The 22220-nt window shown below is 44.2% G+C and carries 23 protein-coding genes and 1 pseudogene; 2 read left to right on the forward strand and 22 right to left on the reverse strand.

What is annotated here, in order from left to right; translation table 11 throughout:
- Positions 1–10 precede the first annotated feature (10 nt).
- Complete coding sequence (locus tag JAO78_RS14640; protein ID WP_226752113.1) at positions 11–934, reverse strand: sodium-dependent bicarbonate transport family permease; 924 nt, start codon at positions 932–934, stop codon at positions 11–13.
- A gap of 91 nt (positions 935–1025) precedes the next feature.
- On the opposite strand from JAO78_RS14640, the gene JAO78_RS14645 reads away from it, so the two are divergent.
- Complete coding sequence (locus JAO78_RS14645) at positions 1026–1940, forward strand: LysR family transcriptional regulator (RefSeq protein WP_226752114.1); 915 nt, start codon at positions 1026–1028, stop codon at positions 1938–1940.
- Positions 1941–1967: 27 nt separating this feature from the next.
- On the opposite strand, the gene JAO78_RS14650 is transcribed toward JAO78_RS14645, so the two are convergent.
- Positions 1968–4283 (reverse strand): putative bifunctional diguanylate cyclase/phosphodiesterase, encoded by a 2316-nt coding sequence (locus JAO78_RS14650; protein WP_226752115.1) that lies wholly within the window; start codon positions 4281–4283, stop codon positions 1968–1970.
- A gap of 188 nt (positions 4284–4471) precedes the next feature.
- Complete coding sequence (locus tag JAO78_RS14655) at positions 4472–6019, reverse strand: methyl-accepting chemotaxis protein (protein ID WP_226752116.1); 1548 nt, start codon at positions 6017–6019, stop codon at positions 4472–4474.
- Positions 6020–6298: 279 nt separating this feature from the next.
- Here JAO78_RS14655 and sbcB point away from each other — a divergent pair, with 279 nt between their 5' ends.
- Positions 6299–7732 carry an exodeoxyribonuclease I gene (gene sbcB / locus JAO78_RS14660; RefSeq protein WP_226752117.1) on the forward strand — a complete coding sequence of 478 codons (1434 nt, stop codon included), beginning with the start codon at positions 6299–6301 and terminating at the stop codon, positions 7730–7732.
- 48 nt (positions 7733–7780) lie between these two features.
- On the opposite strand, the gene JAO78_RS14665 is transcribed toward sbcB, so the two are convergent.
- The 19 genes and pseudogenes from JAO78_RS14665 to JAO78_RS14760 all read right to left on the reverse strand — a co-directional run.
- Entirely contained in the window at positions 7781–8191 is a 411-nt protein-coding gene (locus JAO78_RS14665; RefSeq protein ID WP_226752134.1) for a GNAT family N-acetyltransferase, read from the reverse strand.
- Between the two features lie 161 nt (positions 8192–8352).
- Positions 8353–8598, reverse strand: a complete 246-nt coding sequence (locus JAO78_RS14670; RefSeq protein ID WP_226752118.1) for a DUF6868 family protein — start codon at positions 8596–8598, stop codon at positions 8353–8355.
- Between the two features lie 121 nt (positions 8599–8719).
- Entirely contained in the window at positions 8720–9115 is a 396-nt protein-coding gene (locus JAO78_RS14675; RefSeq protein ID WP_226752119.1) for an ACT domain-containing protein, read from the reverse strand.
- A 210-nt stretch (positions 9116–9325) separates the two neighbouring features.
- Entirely contained in the window at positions 9326–10255 is a 930-nt protein-coding gene (locus JAO78_RS14680; RefSeq protein WP_226752120.1) for a DHH family phosphoesterase, read from the reverse strand.
- 480 nt (positions 10256–10735) lie between these two features.
- A complete protein-coding gene (locus JAO78_RS14685) occupies positions 10736–11941 on the reverse strand; it encodes a cation:proton antiporter (RefSeq protein ID WP_226752121.1) in 1206 nt (401 codons plus the stop codon).
- A 115-nt stretch (positions 11942–12056) separates the two neighbouring features.
- Complete coding sequence (locus JAO78_RS14690) at positions 12057–12287, reverse strand: lipopolysaccharide assembly protein LapA domain-containing protein (protein ID WP_226752122.1); 231 nt, start codon at positions 12285–12287, stop codon at positions 12057–12059.
- A gap of 84 nt (positions 12288–12371) precedes the next feature.
- A pseudogene (locus tag JAO78_RS14695) lies at positions 12372–12548 on the reverse strand (zinc ribbon domain-containing protein YjdM); the annotation flags it as partial.
- 231 nt (positions 12549–12779) lie between these two features.
- Entirely contained in the window at positions 12780–12974 is a 195-nt protein-coding gene (locus tag JAO78_RS16810; RefSeq protein WP_304504391.1) for a TFIIB-type zinc finger domain-containing protein, read from the reverse strand.
- 216 nt (positions 12975–13190) lie between these two features.
- On the reverse strand, positions 13191–13607 hold the full coding sequence (locus JAO78_RS14710; RefSeq protein ID WP_226752123.1) for a VOC family protein: 417 nt from the start codon (positions 13605–13607) through the stop codon (positions 13191–13193).
- Positions 13608–13715: 108 nt separating this feature from the next.
- Positions 13716–14312, reverse strand: coding sequence for a glutathione S-transferase family protein (locus tag JAO78_RS14715; protein WP_226752124.1), 597 nt, complete (start codon positions 14310–14312; stop codon positions 13716–13718).
- A gap of 2 nt (positions 14313–14314) precedes the next feature.
- A complete protein-coding gene (locus JAO78_RS14720) occupies positions 14315–15544 on the reverse strand; it encodes a serine hydrolase domain-containing protein (RefSeq protein ID WP_226752125.1) in 1230 nt (409 codons plus the stop codon).
- A gap of 300 nt (positions 15545–15844) precedes the next feature.
- A complete protein-coding gene (locus JAO78_RS14725) occupies positions 15845–17215 on the reverse strand; it encodes a DEAD/DEAH box helicase (RefSeq protein WP_226752126.1) in 1371 nt (456 codons plus the stop codon).
- A 286-nt stretch (positions 17216–17501) separates the two neighbouring features.
- Positions 17502–17804, reverse strand: a complete 303-nt coding sequence (locus JAO78_RS14730) for a DUF6172 family protein (RefSeq protein WP_226752127.1) — start codon at positions 17802–17804, stop codon at positions 17502–17504.
- A gap of 173 nt (positions 17805–17977) precedes the next feature.
- Complete coding sequence (locus tag JAO78_RS14735) at positions 17978–18409, reverse strand: PH domain-containing protein (protein WP_226752128.1); 432 nt, start codon at positions 18407–18409, stop codon at positions 17978–17980.
- Between the two features lie 85 nt (positions 18410–18494).
- Positions 18495–18812, reverse strand: coding sequence for a quaternary ammonium compound efflux SMR transporter SugE (gene sugE, locus JAO78_RS14740; RefSeq protein WP_226752129.1), 318 nt, complete (start codon positions 18810–18812; stop codon positions 18495–18497).
- A gap of 157 nt (positions 18813–18969) precedes the next feature.
- Positions 18970–19740, reverse strand: coding sequence for a hypothetical protein (locus tag JAO78_RS14745; RefSeq protein ID WP_226752130.1), 771 nt, complete (start codon positions 19738–19740; stop codon positions 18970–18972).
- A gap of 39 nt (positions 19741–19779) precedes the next feature.
- Positions 19780–20046 (reverse strand): hypothetical protein, encoded by a 267-nt coding sequence (locus JAO78_RS14750; RefSeq protein WP_226752131.1) that lies wholly within the window; start codon positions 20044–20046, stop codon positions 19780–19782.
- A gap of 256 nt (positions 20047–20302) precedes the next feature.
- On the reverse strand, positions 20303–21490 hold the full coding sequence (locus JAO78_RS14755; protein ID WP_226752132.1) for a tetratricopeptide repeat protein: 1188 nt from the start codon (positions 21488–21490) through the stop codon (positions 20303–20305).
- A gap of 430 nt (positions 21491–21920) precedes the next feature.
- Positions 21921–22220, reverse strand: a 300-nt coding sequence (locus tag JAO78_RS14760; protein WP_226752133.1) for a hypothetical protein, incomplete at its 5' end; no start/stop codon positions are given.

Raw genomic sequence — 22220 nt, forward strand, 5'->3', positions numbered from 1 at the left:
CGTTAAAGTTTTAAGCTAACCAGCTTTGATAAAGCGGAATACCGACGAGGATATTAAACGGAAAGGTAATGCCCAACGAGGCAAGTAACGCAAGGCCTATATCGGCTTGCGGAATCGCCGCACGAATAGCCGCGGGTGCGGCAATGTAAGACGCACTGGCCATTAAGGTCGCTAACACTAACGCACTGCCTGCGGGTAAACTGAGCAAGGCCGCTAACAGTAAACCAAAGCTGGCTAACACCATGGGCGTCACGATTGCGAAGATCATTAAGCGCCATTGCCGCCATGGCAAAGGTTGAAATACTTTAGCGGTACATAAGCCCATTTCAAGTAAGAATAACGCAAGTAAGGTTTTAAAACCGCCCACCAAGACGACTGAAATATCTGCCAGACCTGACTGGCCATATAAGGCGCCAATCACCAAACCACCGGTGAGCAAGAGTACGCCACGGCTGGTTAACGCTTCATGTAAAATCGCTAAGCCGCTGGCTTTACTACCATTAAGATAACGGTACAACCAAAGCATCATCACAATGGCTGGCAACTCTAATAACACCAAATACAAGGTTGTTTGTGGAGACATCGCTAAACCACTGGCGCTGACCACCGCGAGCACCACCGCAAAAGTACCAGCACTGACTGAACCATAATGCGCCGCAATACTGGCTGCATCAGCGCTTTCTAATTTTACTAACTTACGTAACACCGGATAGAGCACCAAGGGCAACACGGCACCGGCTAAAATAATGCTACCTAACTCAGGCAGTAATGGCAGTAGCGGTACACCATGTAATGCCATCCCACCTTTTAAACCAATGGTCAGCATTAATAAAATCGATAAAGTTTCATAAATCGGCACGGGTACTTTTAAATCAGACTTAACCAAGCCTGCAATCAGACCCAACGCAAAAAACATGATGACGATATCTGGCATTTTTAGCTCCTTTCATTTTGGGCGCTATCTTGCCTAAGCCTAGCTTTTTATGCTAATTAATAATAAAGCAAATCAATATAGATAATTATCTATGGATCAGCGTTTACTCACCTTTCGTTTATTACAGGTTTTTCGCCAAGTGGTACAGCACGGCAGCATAACCGCAGCTTCACGAGCACTGCATCTGACACAGCCCACCGTATCGTTGCAACTTAAAAAACTCAGCGATGCGGTCGGTACGCCGCTGGTCGATTATCAACAACAAAAGTTACAGCTCACCGCCGCAGGAGAGTTACTGTACCAAGCGGCTCAAGATATTGATGACCGGCTATCAGAACTCCGTTTTCAATTAAGCCAACAACAAAGCGGTAGCATCGGTAGCATCTCACTGGCGGTAGTGAACACCGCTCAATATTTATTACCCGAGCTATTAGCGGCGTTTTATCAAGATTATCCGGCGGTACAAGTGACCTTGCATATTGGTAATCGTGCTCGCATCCTAGAGCGGTTTGAACAACAACAAGATCACCTCTATTTGTTTAGCCACCCACCCAGTGGCGACCATGTGCATGCTAAACCGGTTGTGCGAAACCCACTGTATTTAGTCGCGCCTTTAACACATTGGGCGGCTAAACAAAGCAAACTGAGTTTTCAACAATTAAAAACAGAACGCTTCTTGTTACGTGAGCCGGGCTCTGCCACACGGATGATTTTTGATACTTGGCTAAGTAGCCAAGCGATTGAATTAGCGCACAGTATGCAGATAGAAACCAACGAGGCGATCCGCTTAAGCGTCAGTGCCGGTTTAGGCTTAGCCGTGTTGTCAGCACATACATTGCAGCTGCCCCATGACCGGTTAGTTATTTTACCGGTACAAGGCTTTCCATTGAGTAGCCATTGGTATTTAGTGCGCCATGCCAACAAACGCTTACCGCCAGCCGCGATGCGTTTACAACAGTTTATAGAGCAAAGCCTGGCCAAATGGCACGATCCGCTTGGGGTTTAAACGAGACTAAACGACGGTACTAACCGCTTAAACTTCATTAAAAAACGTACCACCTTGACTTGAAAACAATGTTAACCAAAGACTGAAATCTTCAGCAGAAAGGGGTTTAGAAAAATAATAGCCCTGCACATTCTGACAACCCGCTTGCAGCACGCTGGCTAAACCACTGCGATTCTCTAGCCCCTCTGCTGTGACTTTCAAACCTAAGCCCATTGCCAGCTGAGTGGCGGCTTTGACAATCAACGCATCTTGAAAATTATTTTCAATGTCTTTAATAAAAGCACGATCTATTTTTAGCTCATGCACCGGTAAGGATTTTAAATAAGCTAATGAAGATTGACCTGTTCCAAAATCATCAATGGCTAACCGAATACCCGATGTTTTCAATTGATGTAAATTATTAATGACTTTTACCGTGTCTTGCATGACAGCGCTTTCGGTCATTTCTAAACTTAAGGCTGACACTGGCACTTGCCACTCTTCTAGCCACTCGACAATCGTCTGCGGTAAATGTTCATCTAATAAATCATGAGCCGACAAGTTAACCGAAACCGTCAGATCCGGATGGTCTTCTTGCCAGGCTGCCAACTGCTTGATCACCGATTGCAGCATCCAATTTGAAATTAAATTAATATTACCCGAGCGCTCAGCCAATAAAATAAACTCGACAGGTGAAATAAAACCCAATTGCGGATGTTGCCAGCGGATCAAGGCTTCAGCACTATTACAATATTTCGCTAAAATATCGACTTTCGGTTGATACACGATATACATCTGACCGCTGCTCAAGGCTATTGGTAAATCACGAATGATTGTCAGCTCTCGCTGATGACTTTCATCTTGGCCGCTTTGATAAAGCGCTAGCGCCAAACCTTTGTTTTTGGCAGAATTTAAGGCAATATCTAAGCGGCGCAGCACCTTATTCACATCATTCTCGCCTTGACGATACAAATAACTACCCGCTATCAATTGCAAAGAAATCGCCGAGCCAGCAATATCAAAAGGTTGGCTTAATTGTTTTAACAGTACATCACGCGCGATATCACTGATGCTCTCGGGTAAGACAATTAAAAACTCATCGGCGCCTAAGCGTGCGGAGAAGGTAATGTCATTAATTAAGACTAAACGAGAAGCTAATTGCTGTAACAACACATCGCCGTTGCTAAAACCAAAACTATCATTCACATGCTTAAATTTAGCGATATTAATTTGCAGTAACTGGCCATCACCCAACGCAAACAAGCGCGGCAAATGCTTCTCTACCGCCAAACGGTTACCTAACCCCGTCAAGCTATCTCGCTCTGCTTGTTCTTTTAATTGCGTTTCCCTTTGATAGATACCCGTACGCATTCTAGTTAATGTGTTGGCTAACATGCCAATTTCAGCGAGTTTTACTTCTGGCGCTGCAACTGTTGAGCCCTTGCCTATCGCAGTAGCAAACTGCACTAACTGTTCTAAAGGGCGTGTAACACTGCGGGTGTAAAAGAACGCCACGACTAAAGCTAAAGCCAACCCCAGACTAAAAATTTGCACTAATTGACTGCGTAATTGCTGATAATTGCTTAACCAACGTTCATTCGGTAAATGCAGCCAAGCCCATAACTGATTATCTTGATCTAAAGCAAAGGCTTGCGAAATGTAGTTTTCACTCTCATCTATTAAAACTTGCGACTCTCCCAGCAGCACAGTTTGCAGCATAGCTGAGAATTGTTGCTGTGCCCCCGGCACTAAGGTCGTTGTTAACATGTTACGGTTAGCGCCAGATAATTGAGAGAAACTGACATCCAAGCCGGTGATATTCTGAATTTGCAGAGCAAGCTGCTCATCGACAGTAAACCCCATGCCAACCCAAGCCACCACTTGCGGGGCTCGAACCGGCACTAATACAATTTGGTAGGCTTCGTTGTCCAAACTGATGATGTCGGCAAAGGCGCCCTGCTGTGAACGGGCGGCTTGAAAGCTTTTCTGTAAAGGATCAAGATTGGTTATAGGCAATGTTGACGCTAGCATGCGACCATCAAGCGCAAATAATACCGCTAAATTAGCATTAACTCTGCCGCCATGATTTTCTAAAACACTTTGAATGGTGCCTTGCTCAGCGGTAGCAACGGCTTGGCGAAAGCCAAAATCAGCCGCTAAAATGCGGACACTTTCCGTTAACTGATCGCTTCTAACCTGCAGTGTTTGCCGAAACACATTAGTAGAAACTTGGAGAATTTGACGGGCTTGCTCTTCGCTATCTTGGCGCATCGTGCTGAGGGTAGCGTAGCCGGTAACGACTGAAAGCAATACCAGTAAAGCAACCAGCAATAAGGTTAACTGACTACGTAAAGAATTAAACATCTCGAGCCTTCAGCCTAAATCAACACCTCTAATACCCAGAGGAAAAGTTAAAAACATGATATTTATTTTTAATAACAAGAAATAAGATGCACCGGAAAAGCAGTACCGTCAATCATTACGTTGTAAATAATTCAATACTTGTCAGGCTTTAACCTATCAAGGTGTTAAAGCCCTATGTGAATAAAATACTAGCGTTTAAAGCGATGCACCATTTCCGCTAAATCATCAGATACGGTGTTTAGTTGCTCTAACGTTACGGAGGCTTCAATGGCGGCTTTAGTACTTTGCTCTGCTAAAACCGAGATATTGACGATCTGACGATTAATATCGTCAGCGACATGCGCCTGCTCTTCCACCGCGGTAGCCATTTGAGTCGACATTTGAGCAATATCACTGACTGCAGCATTAATACCATTTAGCATATCGCTACTTTCTTGCACTTTATGTACACCGGCATCAGCGTCAATCGCGCCTTGTTTAGCCACTTGCACGGCATTCTCTGCACGCGCGGTCAACTCCGTAACAATGCCATAGATCTCTTGCGTAGACTGTTGCGTGCGCCGAGCTAAATTTCGTACTTCATCAGCTACCACTGCAAAACCACGCCCCTGCTCACCGGCTCTGGCCGCTTCAATGGCCGCATTTAAAGCCAATAAATTCGTTTGATCGGCAATTTGTTCAATCATTTGCGCCGCTTGCACAATCTTACCGGTTTGATCGGCCACTTCGGTAACTGAATGGCCAATAGTCGCGACGGTTTCCCGCAGTTTCTCTATCGATTGACGGGTGCGATCAGCAATTTCATTACCTTTGCTTGAGAGTTTATTCGCTTTGTCGGCCTGCAAAGCGGTATCCGTAACATGATGCGCCACTTCCGCTATCGTGGTGGTCATCTCATTCATCGCCGAAGCCACCTGCAGCGTTTCTGCTTGCTGACGATCAATTTCGACATTTGCTTCACGCGTGAGGACCAAACCACGGCTTGAATCACGTGATACATCTTTTGCCGCACTTTCTATACGGGTAATCATCGAGGCCAAATGCGCCCTATCGCTTAAAATACTGACTTTTAATAACCCTATTTCTGAGCGATCATCGGTATAACTTGACGCCGCTAAAGGATCGGTAAAACGCCCCGCTAATAAGGTTTTTAAATCACTTAATAACTTAGCGCGTCGTTGCTGATAAGTTGCAGCAAGAAACAGTAAGCCAGCTATCAACACCCATTGGGCAAGCGCTAAATCGGCTAACCAGAATGTAGCGGCACTGACGATCAACGTGGCGAGTGATACCATCAAAGGAATACTAGGTAAATTTAATGATTTTTTGCCTTGGCTGATCTGCTTGTAGAGTTTCTCGGCACGAACGACATCCTCTTCCCTTGGACAAGAGCGAACCGATTCATAGCCAATGACATTGCCCTTTTCAGTGATCGGCATGACATAAGCATCAACCCAATAATAATCACCGTTTTTACAACGGTTTTTAACCAGCCCCATCCAAGGTTGGCCTTTTTTTAAGTATGACCACATATTGGCATACGCTTCGGGAGGCATATCAGGATGGCGCACTAGATTGTGCGGTTGGCCAATCAACTCTTCACGAGAAAAACCACTGATCTTCATAAAAGCATCATTGCAGTCAACAATGACGCCACGGGTATCTGTTACTGAAATTAACCGCTGTTCAAGGGCAAAGCGTTGCCGTTGATTTGTTACTGGTAAATTTTTTCTCATAACGTATTGTTAGCCTTTGCAAAGGGTCAGATACCGTAAAAGATCATAACCAAGAGTTGAACTTACAGAACCGATCATCAATAACAAAATTTGTTAGTAAAACCGGAACCTACCAACATAAATCAAGCATTTACATAGTATAAGCATAACAGAGATTTCGACATTCAACCTGTTTGTAAAAAAATTAACTGCTGCAGCTTTTAGCGAAGCCAGCTAATTTACGGTATGATCACATCATCTTAAGTTGCAGCTTCGCTGCTCTGATAAAAAAGGTCTGGCATGACTGATTCGCCGAGTTTTTATTTTTATGATTACGAAACCTGGGGCGCCGATCCTAAGCGCGATCGCCCCTCGCAGTTTGCCGGTATTCGAACAGATTTAGCCTTAGATGAAATCGCTAAACCGGACATGTGGTATTGCCAATTGGCACCTGATTATTTACCGCACCCGGCTGCCGCGTTAATCACTGGCTTGACCCCACAGCTGTGTAATCAAAAAGGCTTACCCGAAAATGCCTTTATGCAGAAAATCTTAGCGCGTTTTAGCCAAGCCAATACCTGCGTGTTAGGCTACAACAGCCTGCGTTTTGACGATGAAGTAACACGTTACAGTTTATATCGTAATTTCTTTGAGCCTTATGGCCGTGAATGGCAGCAAGGCAATAGCCGTTGGGATTTAATTGATGTGGTGCGCGCCTGTTATGCTTTGCGCCCAGAGGGCATTGTTTGGCCACAAAAAGAAGATGGTAGCCCCAGCTTTAAATTAGAAGAATTAAGTAAAGCTAATAACTTAAGCCATGCTAATGCGCATGATGCCCTCTCTGACGTATATGCCACCATTGGTTTAGCCAAACTGATTAAACAACAACAACCCAAGTTGTTTCAGTACCTCTATGAACTGCGCAAAAAACAAAAAGTAGCAGAGTTGATTGATGTTGCAGCTTTAACCCCCCTGGTGCATGTGTCATCAAAATTTCCAGCCACGCAAGGCTGTGTTAGTTGGATTGTGCCACTTGCCTTTCACCCTACCAATAAAAACGCGGTTATTTGTTTTAACTTACAGCACGATCCTCGCCCTTTGCTAACAGACAATTTAGCCACACTGCAAGAAAAGCTGTATAAAAAAACCATTGATCTGGCTGAGGGTGAACAACGGCTAGGCTTAAAATTAGTGCATTTAAACAAATGCCCTGTGTTAGCCAATGCCAAAACACTCACGGTAGAACGTGCCACAGAGTTGGGCATCGACCGTGCCACCTGTTTAGCGAATTTGGACTGGATCAGGCAACATAAACACGTGCAACAAACTGTGGTGGATTTGTATCAATTACCCCATGAGTATGCTGCAGAGACTAACCCGGATTATCAATTGTATAGTGGCTTTATTAGTGATGCTGACAAACAAAAAATGCAGCAATTACAACAGATGTCAGCTGAGGCGTTAGCGGCCAATCCACCCATATTTTCTGAAGATCGCCTTAATCGTTTATTATTTTTATATCGTGCTCGTAATTATCCGTTAACCTTAACTGAAGCCGAGCAACAAAAATGGCGCCGATATTGCTCAGATAAGCTGTTACATGGTGAAGATAACCCCAACTTAACCTTTGAACAGTTTACGTTGGCCTTAGAACATCTTGTCGAATTACACAGTGGCGATGAGAAAAAAATCGCCTTATTAAAATCCTTGTATCGTTATGTTGAAGCGCTCTAATGCCCATAGCGATGACTTAATACTGCCGTGGCGGGCATTTCACTTTAACTACAAGGTTTTTGTCATAAAGTATTTCTCGCCACCGGCAAACGGATAATCTGCTTGGGTCCACTCTACGCGATAACCTTGGCGCTGATAAAACGGGCGCGCCTGAAAGTTTAGCGTATCTAAAATCACATAACGACAGCCTCGCGCTTTCGCAATCGCTTCGGCCTCAGCCAACATTGCTCGCCCGATCCCTTGTTGTCGCAGCGAAGCATCTAACCAAAAAGACTCTAAATAAAACCAATTGCCAAAAGTACGACCGGCTAACGCCGCTAATAACTCGCCGTTACGGCCAACCTGCTTTAACCCCAGTGGTTGCCGTTGACTGGCATCCCAATGCAGCGCGTTAAATTCAATAATTTTTTGTTTTGCGATTTCAGCAAAGGCATCGTTGTGTTCACAAATAAAGGACATAGGTTCTGATATTCGTTCAGTAGGATTATGACTGCAGTATGCCAAGGCTGCCGCTTTTAGCAAAGTGGCACAGCGGCTGATCATCAAATTATGTTGCTGCAATCAGCCGATACACCTTGCGATGTATTCATTATCAAGCCTCAACGAATGCGTGTTGCCCCCTAAAAGCCCATAATTTTTAACGCCAGATAAGGTGCTACGAAAAACGTCAGCGTTATCACCTTATACTGGCTTAAAAAAGCATAAAACTTGAGTTGTAAAGCGGCGGCATCTAAGTCAAAAAATTTTTGATGTAAGGCGACGGCAAGATTGCGCCCTAACATCAGCATCAAAGAAACGAAGCTTAAATAGGCCAAATTCAGCAAAGTTGCCCAACCGAGCAACTCTGTAAGCTGGGATAACGTCATACCGATGCTCCTTGTTAACGACAGTGATCGGGCGTTACCCCCTCAACCTGAGCAAGCAGCCCGAAGTCAAAAACGGTGTTGCGGGATCTCAAGCATAAGTCATTTTATCTAAACTACCAGCTTAAACCGTTAATTCGTTTAAAGCTGCTAAAGCCGCTGTCGCTTTGCTGGTTGGCACAAAAATATGATCATGGTAATAAGCCGCCATAACATTCGCACTAATGCCTTTTTCGGTTAATTTGGCGGCAACGGCAGCGGTAAGCCCCACCGCGTCTAAACTGGAATGCACCGTTAAAGTAATTTGTTTAAAACTACCGCTGTAGGCTAAACCGGCTTGATCTGCCGTCGTTTTTTTTAACACTAAGGTTAAGCCTTCAGGTTCTAGAAAGGTCGCAAGAGGGTCGAGCGTCAAGAAATGAGCTAAAGGTTGTGTCACCGTACAAAACACCCATTCATCAGCCATGAGCTGAGGTTTCAATCCGGCCAACAATTGTTTTAATTCGACAATAGCAGTCATATATTACCTTTAAAAATAGGGAGTTATGACAATAAGCGATACCTTAGAGGCGCAGGATATCCCAATTAGGGATCAGGTAAGCAAGGGACAATCGCTTGTAAAAACGGGTGATACAAAACCATGTTTTTTGTATCACCCGTAAGGAGCACTGAAACGCTGACACAACCCAGAGGAAGAGCCAGCGTTGTTGCAGTTCAGTTTGTAAGCCGTTTAGCCATCAGCATTAATCTGTTTAATTAACGCTTGTAGAGTAGTGAGCGCTTCATTTTGTGGGATCTGACAAGTCCCCGCAGCCTGATGCCCCCCACCGCCGTATTTCAACATTAACTCACCCACATTGGTTTTTGAGCTACGATCGAAAATGGATTTACCGGTAGCAAACACAATATTTTGCTTTTTAAAGCCCCACATGACATGAATAGAAATATTGCATTCAGGGTATAAAGCATAAATCACAAACCGGTTACCGGCATGAATGATCTCTTCGTCTCTTAAATCCAGCACCACCAAGTTTTTGTGCACTTTAGCACAACGACGTAACTGTTCTTTGAACAAGACATCTTGCTCAAAATACAGCTCTACCCGCTCATACACGTCAGGTAACGCCATGATTTCAGTAATAGTATGGGTTTTGCAGTAATCAATCAGATCTAACATTAAGTTATAGTTAGAAATACGGAATTCACGGAAACGCCCCAAACCAGTACGGGCATCCATTAAGAAATTGAGTAAATCCCAACCTTGTGGATTTAACACTTGTTGCTTAGTAAATTGCGCCGAATCTCCGCGATCTACCGCTTCCATCATGTCATCCCACTCTGCCGGAAAAGCATCATGGCCGCCATAATAATTCCACACGACACGCGCAGCGGAGGGGGCATCCGGCTCAATGATATGGTTATCCATTTTTTCATTACGGATAGTTTCAGAAAGGTGATGATCAAATGCCAGATGAATACCGGGTACAAATGGCAAATTGGTTGAAATATCATTGCTTGAAACTTCAATTTTGCCATCTTGCATATCTTTTGGATGTACAAAGGTAATGTCGTTAATCATATTGAGATGCTTTAATAGCACGGCACATACCAAGCCATCAAAATCACTTCTCGTGATTAAACGGTATTGTTTTTCTGACATATTTTCCTCTTCGATCTCGAATAAACGGACTAATTCTAATTAGCGCCAAAATTGTTCGGCATCCCCGCAGGCATGTTTTTTAAAGCTCAGGTCGGGGCATTGAATCGTAAACACTTTATGCTGTTCTCTATCATTACACACTGGGCGAAAAAAGCCATGCTATAAACCCGTGTAATACAAAACTTCTTTCATTTGTCGGTGAGGTTGCTGCAGTTTTAAACGATACGGACAAGTTCGAAGGCCGAGCCTTGTCGTTCAATTTACTTAAATAGGACAACAAGCTACAAGCTTTGCGCTTAACATTACAAAACAGTAATAAGCACAGCGTATTATGATCAGCCACGCTGAAAACGTAACCTAACCTCTTACGCAATATATTCCATATCGACGGCGGTTTGCAGGCTGATAACAACGGGTTTATTAACAACAGTCTTAACGCGACCAAACCGCGTATAACACTTAGCCAAAATACTGGCGTGTTTATTTTGCTAAAGGGATGCGCCGAAGTAACACAGGTAAGCCCAGCATCGTAAATAACACCGTCATAAAACAGGCTAAAATCATAGCGCTAAACACGCTTTGGCTGACACCCGCCTCTAGGCCTTTTTGCATCACTACCATCGCAATCTCCATACGTGGCACCATACTCACGCCAAGTAACAAGGCGGCGCCAAAGCCCAAGCGAGGCCAGGCAGGTAACATCACCCCGAGTATTTTACCCAGTATGGCAAACAACACTAACACCGCCGCAGGCCAGATCAGGCCATCAAGACTACTGATCTCAAACAACATACCAAGACTGATAAAGAAAAACGGCGTTAAAAAATCGTATAAGCCATTTAATACCGGTTGCTCATGCATGGCACTGGGATCGCGTGAAAATGCTAACCCCGCAATAAAAGCCCCCACTGCCAGCGATAAACCCGACACTTCAGCTAATGCCGCAACAATAAAACCTACGGCAACCATAAAGACCACTAATTCATGCGACACGGCATTGCGCACAATCACGCGGGTTAGCCGTGGTTCAATGTGCAATGAAAAAAACCACGCTACCACGGCAAATGCGGTTAATAACAGCACGATATACCCAAGATTAAGGACCACATCCAAGGGTTGAATAGCGGTGCCACTGTAATACAGCGGTAACAGTGCCACTAACATAGCCACTAAACAAATGGTACTAAGATCATCTAACTCTGCAACATCGAGTAGCAAGGTGCCTTGTGGCGTGCTTAACTTACCGGCGTCAGACCATAAACTCACCGTCACGCCAACACTGGTTGCGGTAAATGCAATGGCGATAAATAAACTGGTCACTACATCTAACGACAGGATCCAATAAGCTGCAAGAAAACCTAAAGCACCACTGACGACAACATTCCAAAGCCAGATCCAAGAGGCATTAGGAAGTTGCGTACGCAAACCTTTTAAATCGGCATTAATGCCGACTTTAAACAGCAGCATTATCAAACCGGCTTCACCTAGCACGCTCAAAATAGCGCGCATTGACAAATGGCTAGTCGCCATATTGCCATTCACCACTTGTCCCACCACGATACCAATCAGCATAAACATTAACATCGGTGGGCACCATCGACGGTTCACAAACAAGCGCACCAGCAATATCGCCAAGAAGATCACTCCAAGCACAAAGATGGCGTAAAAAGTATGTTGTTGCTCCATCAGCGGGCGATCCTTTTCATTGGCGAGTGCGGCAAAGTAACGCTTCGTTAGGTAAAACGGTTTAGCGCTAAAAGCGAATATAGCGGGCTTGCAGACAAACTTAAGCCGAATAACTTTAGACGGCTGTAGTCAAATCAGTGTTTTTTTTGCCCTTGCGCATAAACCAACGCGTAACCAAAACACCCAAAACAAAACCCATCAGTAATAAGAATAACATCATGAAGATACGTGACAGCGCAAAGTGCCAGAACAAGAAACTGATCTCCACAGTTTCAGTATTTTGCATCACAAAAATCACGGTGCAACTGAGCAAGATCAATAACATTATCGCTTTAAATTTTGACATAAACAGGTCATTCCTTATGATAGAACCTAATGAGGTTTGTACTGGGCTGAACCTTTGCTCATCAATGGCTAAGTCAAGTTAGCCCTAAGCTTTTTTCACAAACTCTGACTTTAATTTCATGGCACCAATACCCTCTATTTTGCAATCAATGTCATGATCGCCACTCACCAGTTTAATATTTTTTACTTTCGTACCTACCTTAACCACTAACGATGTGCCCTTCACTTTCAAATCTTTAATAACGGTAATGGTATCGCCGTCTACTGGGGCTTGTTGACGTTTGCTGTTTAGATTTTGTTCGTTTGGCGGTGCTTTGCTCGCGAAACGAGAAGTGCAGTTTAGTTATTCTAAATAAACGACGAGAGACAAAGAGCAAAGCATCGCCAAGCGAACCCTTCGGGCAGCGTGTGGCTGGCATTTCTACTACGTTATCGCTTGTTTATGTAGAATAACTACATGGCACAAGCTCTGCCTTGTATAAATACCAGCCACTCAGCTGCAAAAACAACCAGCAAACGTCAACAAGCCCCATTTATTACCATGTGCATCTTTAATATCAAGCTCATCCAACACGGCAATATCATCACGGGTTTGCCATTCATGTGCACACTCAGGACAAATGAAGAAGCCTGCATCTTCATAGGTATAAGAGGAATCACATGTCGGGCAGTTGGGTAAATCACTCATGATAGCGTTCTCAATGTCTTCATTTAGCTAATGGCATACCAAATCTAAAGGCGTGATATACCCCCGACTTGCATCATTTAAGTTTAAAATAGCTTTAGTTTACAACCTGGTGCCAGTTTACAACGGATAGCCTAATAATACTTTGATTTAAAATAGGTTTTGTACTTTTACTTGCCTTGATCTAAAGCCTGCATCTCACTGTAAGCGTGATAAGCCCTACGCTTTAAACACCTCAGTCTCATCGCTAAATGATTTAAACTCTAATGGATTACCACTGAAATCTAATACAAACATAGTGTGTTGCTGGCCGCTTTTACCCGTATAACGCAATTGCGGTTTTACGATAAAAGTCACCTTCGCTTGTTCAAGTTTTTGCGCTAAGCTCGTAAATTGCTCGGCAGTTAATAAACAACCAAAGTGTGGGATCGGCACGGCTACGCCATCTACTTGGCCACAGTAATCCAGTGCGCTCTCTACTACACCCACATGCGCTGATAGTTGATTACCATAAAAATCAAAATCGACCCAATGTTCGGTCGAGCGCCCTTCTATGCAACCTAATATATCGATATAAAAAGCCCGTGTACTGGCCAGATCTTTGACTTTAAAAGCATAATGAAAAATATTACTCATAAATTACTCTTCAAATAAGATGACAAAAAAGCGTTATCGCCCAAACTAGCAAGCTCGCGCGGCTTATTAACCGTTACTGTTAGCTTGCATACCACCATCAGTACCGTTTTATGCCATAGCCTTATAATGAGGCAACTGCGTTATCCGTTTTAACCATGCCTGTATAGCCGGATAAGCGGCTAAAGCAAAGCCTCCCTCATCGGCAACATGCGTATAAGCGTATAGCGAGATATCGGCAGTCGTAACTTGCGACCCAGTAAGAAAAGGCGTTTTAACTAATTGCTGTTCCAGCACCGCTAAGGCTTTATGCCCACCCTGCTGTTTCGCCGAGTACTCCGCCGCTCTGTCTGCAGGTAAGCCTAAATATTTATTAATAAACCGCGCGACGGCAATATAAGGTTCATGGCTATATTGTTCAAAGAACTGCCATTGCAACACCCGAGCGTGCGCTAATGGCTCAGTGGGATAAAGCGCGCTGCCATGAGCTAAGTAATTTAAAATAGCGTTAGATTCTGACAAAGTCTGCCCATCATCCAGCACTAACAGCGGAATTTTGCCATTGGGATTAAGCGCTAAAAAAGCGGCGGTTTTTGTATCACCTGCCAAGATATCTACCGCCTGCCATTGATGCGGGATCTGCAACAAACTACAGAGTAATTGCAGTTTATAACAGTTGCCCGATTGGCTATCACCATAAATTTTCAAGGTTAATCCTTCACGGAGTTTGAGTCGAAGTGCGCTGATAATGCCTTGAAAAAGGTGTATTCGTCTAGCCCCGCCATACCCAGCGGTTTAGATTGCGCACTCCACATAGCCACCACCAAGTTTTTATCGGGGTCGACAAACACGTACTGACCAAATATGCCCTCTGCCGCATAACTGCGGCCATGCATAGGCCAAAACATATAGCCATAGTCGATAGTCTCGCCCGCGATCACTTGACGCGAGCTCGCTTGAGCCATCCAGCCTTTGGGTAAAATACGTTGCTGATTAATCACACCATCATTTAATAAAAACAAACCAAAGCGACCATAATCGCGCAAAGTGGCTGATAAACCACTGCCGCCAATTTCTAAACCCTCTGGCGATTGCAGCCACCAGTTTGCGACTGCTTGCATGCCCATTTTCGACCAAATTTTTTCGGATAAATACTCGGCAACAGGCTTACCGGTGGCAGCGGCAACTAAAGCGCCAGCCAGTTGTGTTTCACCCGTGCTGTAATTCCAAACACTGCCGGGCGCAGCCGCGCGCGGTAATGAGGCCATCAAATCTAAAATGGCCCCAGGTTGCTGGCTTAATTGCGCTTCAAGCATGCGTCGTCGATCGGAGTTGGGATCGGTGTATGTTTCATTCCACGCTACTCCCGAGCTCATTTGCAGTAAATGTTTAACCGTTACACCCTCGTAAGCGCTACCTTTAAAGCGCGGCAGATACAGCACGATAGGATCATCAATACTGTTAATAGCACCGTCATGGATCGCCGCACCGATCAGGGTGGCAGTGATTGATTTAACAACCGACATCGACATCCAGCGGGTCTTGGCATCGTTACCCAGTGCATAGTGCTCAAATGCAATCTCACCGTTGTGAATAATTAACATGCCACTGACCCGATTGATTGAGAGCACATCAAACATGTCGTACTGTTCGCCGGCAACCTGATAACTAAAATCGGTCAGCGGTGTTTTACTCAGCGGCAACGCGCTTACCGTATCGCCACGAGCAACCGCGCGCGTCGGAAACAGCCTGTCAATATTGCGAAAGGTATTAACCTGCAGATCAGGGTAGAGCTTGCCATCATACACTTGCCGCACACTGCCAATAGGCTCAGCCGCATGACGGTACGGCTGTTCAGTTGCGCTAAGCACACCACTTAGTAGCAACAGCGCCACACTGCAGAAGATGGTTAATTTAGCTTTAAAAAGTGACCATAACATCAGATAAACTCCCGGTTTAATCTCGCTGGTAGCAAATAACCCCAAATAGCTTGTGCCAACACTTGTTATTGCGCGTTGCTCACAGCCCGATGGCGATAACTTAGCCTAGATTAAAGCACATTATTTAACCTCACGAAGGACTTAAAACTATTTTACCGCCAATAACCATTTGCTCCGTCGATTGACCACGAAGTCATCACGCTAATAACCACATCAATATTCAGCGATATAGGCCTATCAATAAAAATGCCGCCGAAGATGGGCATCTTCGGCGGCATTATTGAGTATGACAAGCGCGGTTTATTTGGTGCGTTTGCTTTGAGCGCCTGCTCTTTTTGGCTTGTTGGCACTCGGGCCACTGGATTTTTTCACATTGGCCGGTTTTACCGTATTGGCATCTGCTGGCTTGGCAGTGCGCGCTTTACTCTTCGGCTTAGCTTTGCCTGCAACATCCATCTCAATGGTGGTTTCACTGGCTTTATTGGAGCGGCCTGACAGTACTTTGCGTGAGATACTTTTTAGTAAAGACGCGCGGTTACTAACTTCAAAACCAGGCTTGATAATGCGCTCAATCTTGGCACCAATCAGCTTTTGAATACGTTCTAGTGTTTGCTCTTCTTCACGGCTGACAAAGGATATGGCATCACCCGCCGCACCAGCGCGGCCAGTACGACCAATCCGGTGCACGTAGTCTTCTGGCAAGTATGGCAAGTTAAAATTCACCACATAGTCTAAGCCTTGAATATCTAAACCACGCGCTGCTACTTCGGTGGCAATCAGCACTTGTAACTTAGCCGCTTTAAAATCTGCGATGGCGCGACGTCGAGCGCCTTGGCTTTTATCGCCATGACACACTGCCGCGTCTATCTTACTCATTTGTAAGCCGGCTAATAACCGATCAGCTTGCTCTTTGGTACTGGTAAAAACCAACACCTGAAACCAGTTTTTCTCGGCTAACAATTGCTCAAACAATTCAATTTTTCGGTTCTCTTCAACCGAATACACCACATGGTTTACGGTATCTGCGGTACTATTCACCTTCGCAACGCGAATTTGCTGATGATTATGCAAAATCTTATGCGACAGTTCATTGACGGCTGGCGATGTGGTTGCCGAAAACAACATAGTTTGACGATGTTTTGCGGTCATTTGCATCAGCTTTAAAACATCAGTAACAAAGCCCATATCCAGCATACGATCCGCTTCATCTAGCACCACAAACTCAACGTCGCTTAGTATCACGTGACCCAGCGCTAAGTGTTCCAGTAAACGACCCGGTGTGCTAATCACCATATCCATGCCGGCTTTTAACTTATTCGCTTGGCCACCCATCTTCACACCGCCATATAAGGCAGTGACTTTTAAAGTAGTGAATTGAGCATAGCCGCTGATCGCATCGGCTAATTGCTCAGCCAGCTCACGCGTTGGCGTTAAAATTAAAGCACGAGGACGTTGTGGTGCCGTGTCTTTGGGTTTATCCAACATGCGTTGTAAAATAGGCAAGGCAAACGCCGCCGTTTTACCCGTACCGGTTTGCGCGGTTACTTGTAAATCTTTACCGCGTCGTGCTGGCACTATGGCTTGCGCCTGAACCGGCGTCATATTGGCATAACCCATTGTTTCTAAGGCGCGTTGTAACTCTGGCGCTAAATCTAAAGATGAAAATTGCATAAAGGATCCTCTGTAGAATAGCTACAGTCAAAAAATAAGAGGCGGAATATACAGTATTTTAGCGGTTTAACAGAGGATTGTTTGTTATTGCGTCAATTTTACTAAGTAAAAACGGCTGAAAGCTTGGCGTATTAAGCCAATATAACACTAATCTATCTAACCCTGCGTTAGCTAAGCACCTTAAATACTTAGCTTAAACGTGTTTGCCGCTGGCAAATCACAGCACGGACATATTACTCCCGTGCTTTTCATATCCTAGCACTCACTCAGTGCCAGTAATGGGCGTTTATTCCAGATTTTCGTCAGCACGTGGCGCGTGCTGGCAGGCTTTAGCCAATATTTCCACGTAAAAAGCGTCGAGCTGTTGCTCGACGGCCGCATCAATATGTTTATTGATTTCAGACGTAAAAATCTTTTTAGCCACGTCTTGTGATGCGCCAAAGCGGCAATCAAAGGTCCAATAGTCAGCACCCGCAGGCAGTTGCTTGCGCCGCTCTCTGGCTAAATACTTTTTAATATCGTGTTTAATAGCGTCCACCAAACGAGCAGGTTGCAATTTTGGATGAGTTAACGCGAATGTCTTTTTCATAAATTCCTACAGAGGTACACTAAAGAGTCAAAGCTAAATATGCTTTTGGCCGCGTATTCTACATGGATGAGCGACAGATAACCGCTTCTATCTGCACTTTTTGTCAAAACTCTTTGTAAACAAGGCGACAATGCTCGCCCAAACCAAACCGTTAGCGATTAATGTCTTCTTGTTTATTGTTGGCTAAGTGGGTTTTTATCGGCTCGAAGTAGCAACAAGGCTTGTAGAAACTGCTGTTGCTGCTTTGGCGAAATCATCAGCGAGCGACCTTGGCCATAATCAATCCGCAGTCGATCTAGTGACAACGCGGGGCTCGATAAAGGATTAATGGTTGGGGTAATGTTGCTAATTTGCACAATGGGGATTTGCCACTGAAAAGGGCCACTTTTCACCAGCAACTGCTGCTCAGTTAGGGTATAGCGAGTACTGTTAATCAGCCAAATAGGTAACCCTGCGCTTACCAGCAGCGCGAATAACGATGCGACAATATCAGCATTGTCGCCGCTATTTAAAGAATGGATGACACCATAAAGTGCCGCAAGTGCTGCAGCAACCAGCACGATCCCCAGCCAAGTATCCACTTTTGATCTAAAAACCTGTGTCATATCGCTGCTCCTGCTGCGGTATTTAACAGCAGCCAAAAGGATTAAACCTCAAAGCGTCAACGTTAAGGTTGAAACGACCATGAGGTTAAACATGTGCCATTTTAAGACCCACAATACCGATACAAATCAGTGCCAAACTCGCTAATTTAAGCGCGCTAACAGACTCGCCAAACAAGAAAATACCAAGAATAGCCGTACCCACCGCACCAATCCCTACCCAAACAGCATAAGCCGTACCAACGGGTAAGGTTTTTAACGCTATCCCCAGTAAGAAAAAACTGGCGATTAACGAGCACACGGTGGCAACAGTCGGCCCCAGCTTGGTAAACCCATCGGAGTACTTTAAGCCAACAGCCCAAGCAATTTCCAATAGCCCAGCAACAAATAAGACAAACCAACTCATAACAACCCCTTAACTCAAACTAGGGTCGTCCCCGAACACATCGAGCGGTGAGGTCGTCCTCACTTCAAGTTGTTTAGCATTTCATCATAGCACTTCACAAAAGAGCCGGTGCAATAGTGCGCAAAAAATGCGGTTATGCCACTGTCTTACGATTTAACTAACCGTGTTTGAACTTAATTTGAAAATAAACCATTGTGTTATTATTTTCTAAATAAACAACCGACTTTGCTCCGTTATCGTCAGCAAAATCCGCATTCGGTAAACTTTGCAGCAAACTTATATAGAGGTTAAACCAAGTATTAGCCGTTTTCTCAGCCCCCAAAATATCGCAAACTAATTGTTTGCACGACACATTGATGACATTAAAGCTAGCACTTAATTCATGCTGAGCAATCAACATTCTTACTTGCTGCTCCATAGTATAGGCCCAATTCGCATCTTCCACCGGATCCTGTTTTATCTTGGGCTTCTGCAAAAAGTCATTGTCTTTCGCGATCTGTGATTTCATGCCCTCAGCACTGCGCTGATTAGACATATATGCATCGATTAAATCATTAAGATGGTTTTTATGCTCAGTAGACCAGTCTTCTAATGCTTGTTCAAAACCTAACACTTCTTCAGCTGTTACCCCATTATTGAATATCGCCCTGCCATGGCTAATGTCATCAACATCGGCATCAACGATTGCGGTCAATTCAGTTAACTCAGCGGTTTGCTGATTGTTAGCCGCCGCAGTTAAATGTGGATTGATGGTTGACATGGTTTCGCGCGGCTTTTCTATTGAAATAGCCGCTTTATTACTAGTATTAACATTATTGTTGTTGGATACCGTCATCACGGTTTCAGTGTTATTGATTATCGGATAAGCGACATAACCTAATACGAAGCACAGGATGCCAATAGCACTATTTATGAAGATTTTTTGCACGTTACGTCCTTGTTATAAATTGACTTAGCCTATCGATGTTTATCGATTCGGCACTTTCTGCAGTGTTTTTACAAACCACATAATATGTCCGCAATCTAGGCATGCTAAGGTTGTCGCAGTTTTATTAGCCCAATCCAAACCGACAAAACTCATGCCAGCAGTATTTAATTGCGCCTGTCCTTCGTGAAAGAACTCATTTTTACACTGATTGCAGGTAATTCTGTGCTCATTAATTTCGTATCGATGTGGCCCATTTTTCATGATGAGATAATCGATACCGCTTTGGATTTTATTTCTCAAACTCATGACTATCCTTGTTAATCTTTAGTTTGTATAAGTGAGCAACAGTTTTAAGGAATAACAAATATCACTTTAGAGGTGAAATACATAGGTGAGATATTTACCGCAAACTGTGCTGCAGCAGTAAAACCCGCTTTAATGCTTAAATGACCTTAACAACTGATGCTACAGCGATATGAAGAAAAAGCACTTTGCAGCAAGCTGAGTAACATTGAAATTAACACTTAAGCCAAAATAATAAACGCTACACTTACATAATGCACTAATTTTTTTCCATCAATAGGGTGTGCAGTTTCGCTTCGTATAAACGCCGATCATGACTCTTATAGCTAAGTTCAATGGCTTTGTTCAGTGCTTTTTCTGCCGAGTTTAACCGCCCCAATTGATAATGACTTTTGGCTAAACCAAATTGCCCTTCATGCAGGTAAGGCGCGGTCTCGTTGGCTTTTTGGTAATATTTAAATGCTAGCGTGTATTGGGCGGCGGCAAAAGCGTCATCCGCCATATCAATCCAGCGATAAGGGTTGTCATCGTTAATCTCAGCAACCTTCTGCGCCAGTGCCGCCACCTCGCTATCACGCCCTTGCGACTGCAGTAGCGCCACATAGTTACTGATCACATTACCCGAGGCAAAATCATTATCTAACATAAATTTGTATAAGGTTTCGGCTTGCTTGGCATCGCCAGCCCGATTAAAGGTAACGGCTAAACTGTTTAAGGTTTCTGCGTTAAAAGGATTAAAAGTTAGTCCCTGTTGCAACGTCGAATAAGCATAATCGAGCTGGTCGTTTAGCAAGGCCTCAGCAGCGATGTTCTGATAATACATCGCCATAAAGTCATTATGCGAAATATGCTCGCCCCGAATATCCGATTCACTTGGAAAATAATCAATAATGATGCTGCGGCGTCTTAATACCATCATGCCAAGCGAAGGTTGATAATTGGGATCATAAATATAGGTTCTTACATGGGATGACAGCGTCATTAAAGAGGAATTGAGTGCATACACTGGCGCAGCATGCACAACTTGATAAGACACCTCTAAATTAACAATATCAGCCAGCGCCTTAGTAACAATCGCCAGCGTCAGGCAATTGCCGTTTTTCAATGATAATGCTTCAGAGGCTTTTAGCGTTGCCCCACGAAAACCGAATTGATGTACAAAGGCATCAAAGTAATTAAATAAGCGTAAGTGCCCCGCTATTTTGCGGTTTCTGGGATCATGATAGTAATCTAGAAAATGTTTTTTCTGAGCCTCAGTTAAGCTAAAAATCTCTGCTTCAGTGGGTACGGGTAAAAGTGTAAAGATCTCGGTATTTAAATTGGGTAACGTTAGTTGCTGTTGCTCTAAGGTTTCCTGCAGTAACGAAGCTTGCTGGTTCGCTACTGAAGAGCAGCCACCGAGAATTAAAAAACCACAAGCCGTAATGAACTTTAAACCGTTGCGCATAACATGACTCCACTTAATCGATACTAAGGCCCATTCCCTGGTACTGAAACCTTGCAAAGCTAACTGTTGCCATCTCCTCTGTTACAAGCGAATCTTAAACAGATCGCACTGAGTGACATGCTAGTGTTGTTGCTTTACGTGTGAACGGCCTACTTTGCTCAATGATCTGCAGATTAATGCTCGGATTTAAACGTGTGTTTAGGTTTACACCTTAAGCGCTATTTCGCGCCTTAGCCTTGCCAACAATTCGAAATCACGCGCACCCCATAACAAAACTTCGCCGTTGGCTGCACGGCCCTGTTCGGCCTGCTTAGCGCAACAATTATTTTATTCATACTGAATCATGTTTTTAGAAAAACATATCAAGCCCACTCTTAGCTCGCTGCATTCTTTGCCGATCATGGGATTTGATAGACTTACTACGAGCTGTTCACTCATCCCAACCCAATTTTTTTCGAATACGCTTAGCCCATGCAGGTCTTTGCATCTTGTAACTATATATATTGTCAGGAACCATGATATTCGGATTGGCTAAAACAAGCGCCTTGAAAAAAGCGCGTCGATCAAACCCTCGATAATTCCCGTACATCAGTTGCTTTTGCTCTCCGTTTTTCAGCACCAGTACATTCGACAAAAAGTTTTGCTGGGCATCAGTAACTTGCTTTATTTGCGCTATGTCTGCCATCTTGACTTGCCAGCCCACATCACTAAAAGTAGGGTCAGAATAGCT

This window comes from Alishewanella maricola (assembly GCF_016343785.1).
GTDB classification, from domain to species: Bacteria; Pseudomonadota; Gammaproteobacteria; order Enterobacterales; family Alteromonadaceae; genus Alishewanella; species Alishewanella maricola.

Excerpts from the sequence above, each read along its gene's own strand:
- JAO78_RS14755 (WP_226752132.1), bottom strand. The coding sequence starts at position 21,490 with ATGCGCAACGGTTTAAAGTTCATTACGGCTTGTGGTTTTTTAATTCTC.
- JAO78_RS16810 (WP_304504391.1), bottom strand. The coding sequence starts at position 12,974 with ATGAGTGATTTACCCAACTGCCCGACATGTGATTCCTCTTATACCTAT.
- sugE (WP_226752129.1), bottom strand. The coding sequence starts at position 18,812 with ATGAGTTGGTTTGTCTTATTTGTTGCTGGGCTATTGGAAATTGCTTGG.
- JAO78_RS14725 (WP_226752126.1), bottom strand. The coding sequence starts at position 17,215 with ATGCAATTTTCATCTTTAGATTTAGCGCCAGAGTTACAACGCGCCTTA.
- JAO78_RS14640 (WP_226752113.1), bottom strand. The coding sequence starts at position 934 with ATGCCAGATATCGTCATCATGTTTTTTGCGTTGGGTCTGATTGCAGGC.
- JAO78_RS14750 (WP_226752131.1), bottom strand. The coding sequence starts at position 20,046 with ATGAGTTTGAGAAATAAAATCCAAAGCGGTATCGATTATCTCATCATG.
- JAO78_RS14675 (WP_226752119.1), bottom strand. The coding sequence starts at position 9,115 with ATGACTGCTATTGTCGAATTAAAACAATTGTTGGCCGGATTGAAACCT.
- JAO78_RS14650 (WP_226752115.1), bottom strand. The coding sequence starts at position 4,283 with ATGTTTAATTCTTTACGTAGTCAGTTAACCTTATTGCTGGTTGCTTTA.
- JAO78_RS14720 (WP_226752125.1), bottom strand. The coding sequence starts at position 15,544 with ATGTTATGGTCACTTTTTAAAGCTAAATTAACCATCTTCTGCAGTGTG.
- JAO78_RS14670 (WP_226752118.1), bottom strand. The coding sequence starts at position 8,598 with ATGACGTTATCCCAGCTTACAGAGTTGCTCGGTTGGGCAACTTTGCTG.
- JAO78_RS14730 (WP_226752127.1), bottom strand. The coding sequence starts at position 17,804 with ATGAAAAAGACATTCGCGTTAACTCATCCAAAATTGCAACCTGCTCGT.
- JAO78_RS14645 (WP_226752114.1), top strand. The coding sequence starts at position 1,026 with ATGGATCAGCGTTTACTCACCTTTCGTTTATTACAGGTTTTTCGCCAA.
- JAO78_RS14690 (WP_226752122.1), bottom strand. The coding sequence starts at position 12,287 with ATGTCAAAATTTAAAGCGATAATGTTATTGATCTTGCTCAGTTGCACC.
- JAO78_RS14680 (WP_226752120.1), bottom strand. The coding sequence starts at position 10,255 with ATGTCAGAAAAACAATACCGTTTAATCACGAGAAGTGATTTTGATGGC.
- sbcB (WP_226752117.1), top strand. The coding sequence starts at position 6,299 with ATGACTGATTCGCCGAGTTTTTATTTTTATGATTACGAAACCTGGGGC.
- JAO78_RS14665 (WP_226752134.1), bottom strand. The coding sequence starts at position 8,191 with ATGTCCTTTATTTGTGAACACAACGATGCCTTTGCTGAAATCGCAAAA.
- JAO78_RS14655 (WP_226752116.1), bottom strand. The coding sequence starts at position 6,019 with ATGAGAAAAAATTTACCAGTAACAAATCAACGGCAACGCTTTGCCCTT.
- JAO78_RS14685 (WP_226752121.1), bottom strand. The coding sequence starts at position 11,941 with ATGGAGCAACAACATACTTTTTACGCCATCTTTGTGCTTGGAGTGATC.
- JAO78_RS14710 (WP_226752123.1), bottom strand. The coding sequence starts at position 13,607 with ATGAGTAATATTTTTCATTATGCTTTTAAAGTCAAAGATCTGGCCAGT.
- JAO78_RS14735 (WP_226752128.1), bottom strand. The coding sequence starts at position 18,409 with ATGACACAGGTTTTTAGATCAAAAGTGGATACTTGGCTGGGGATCGTG.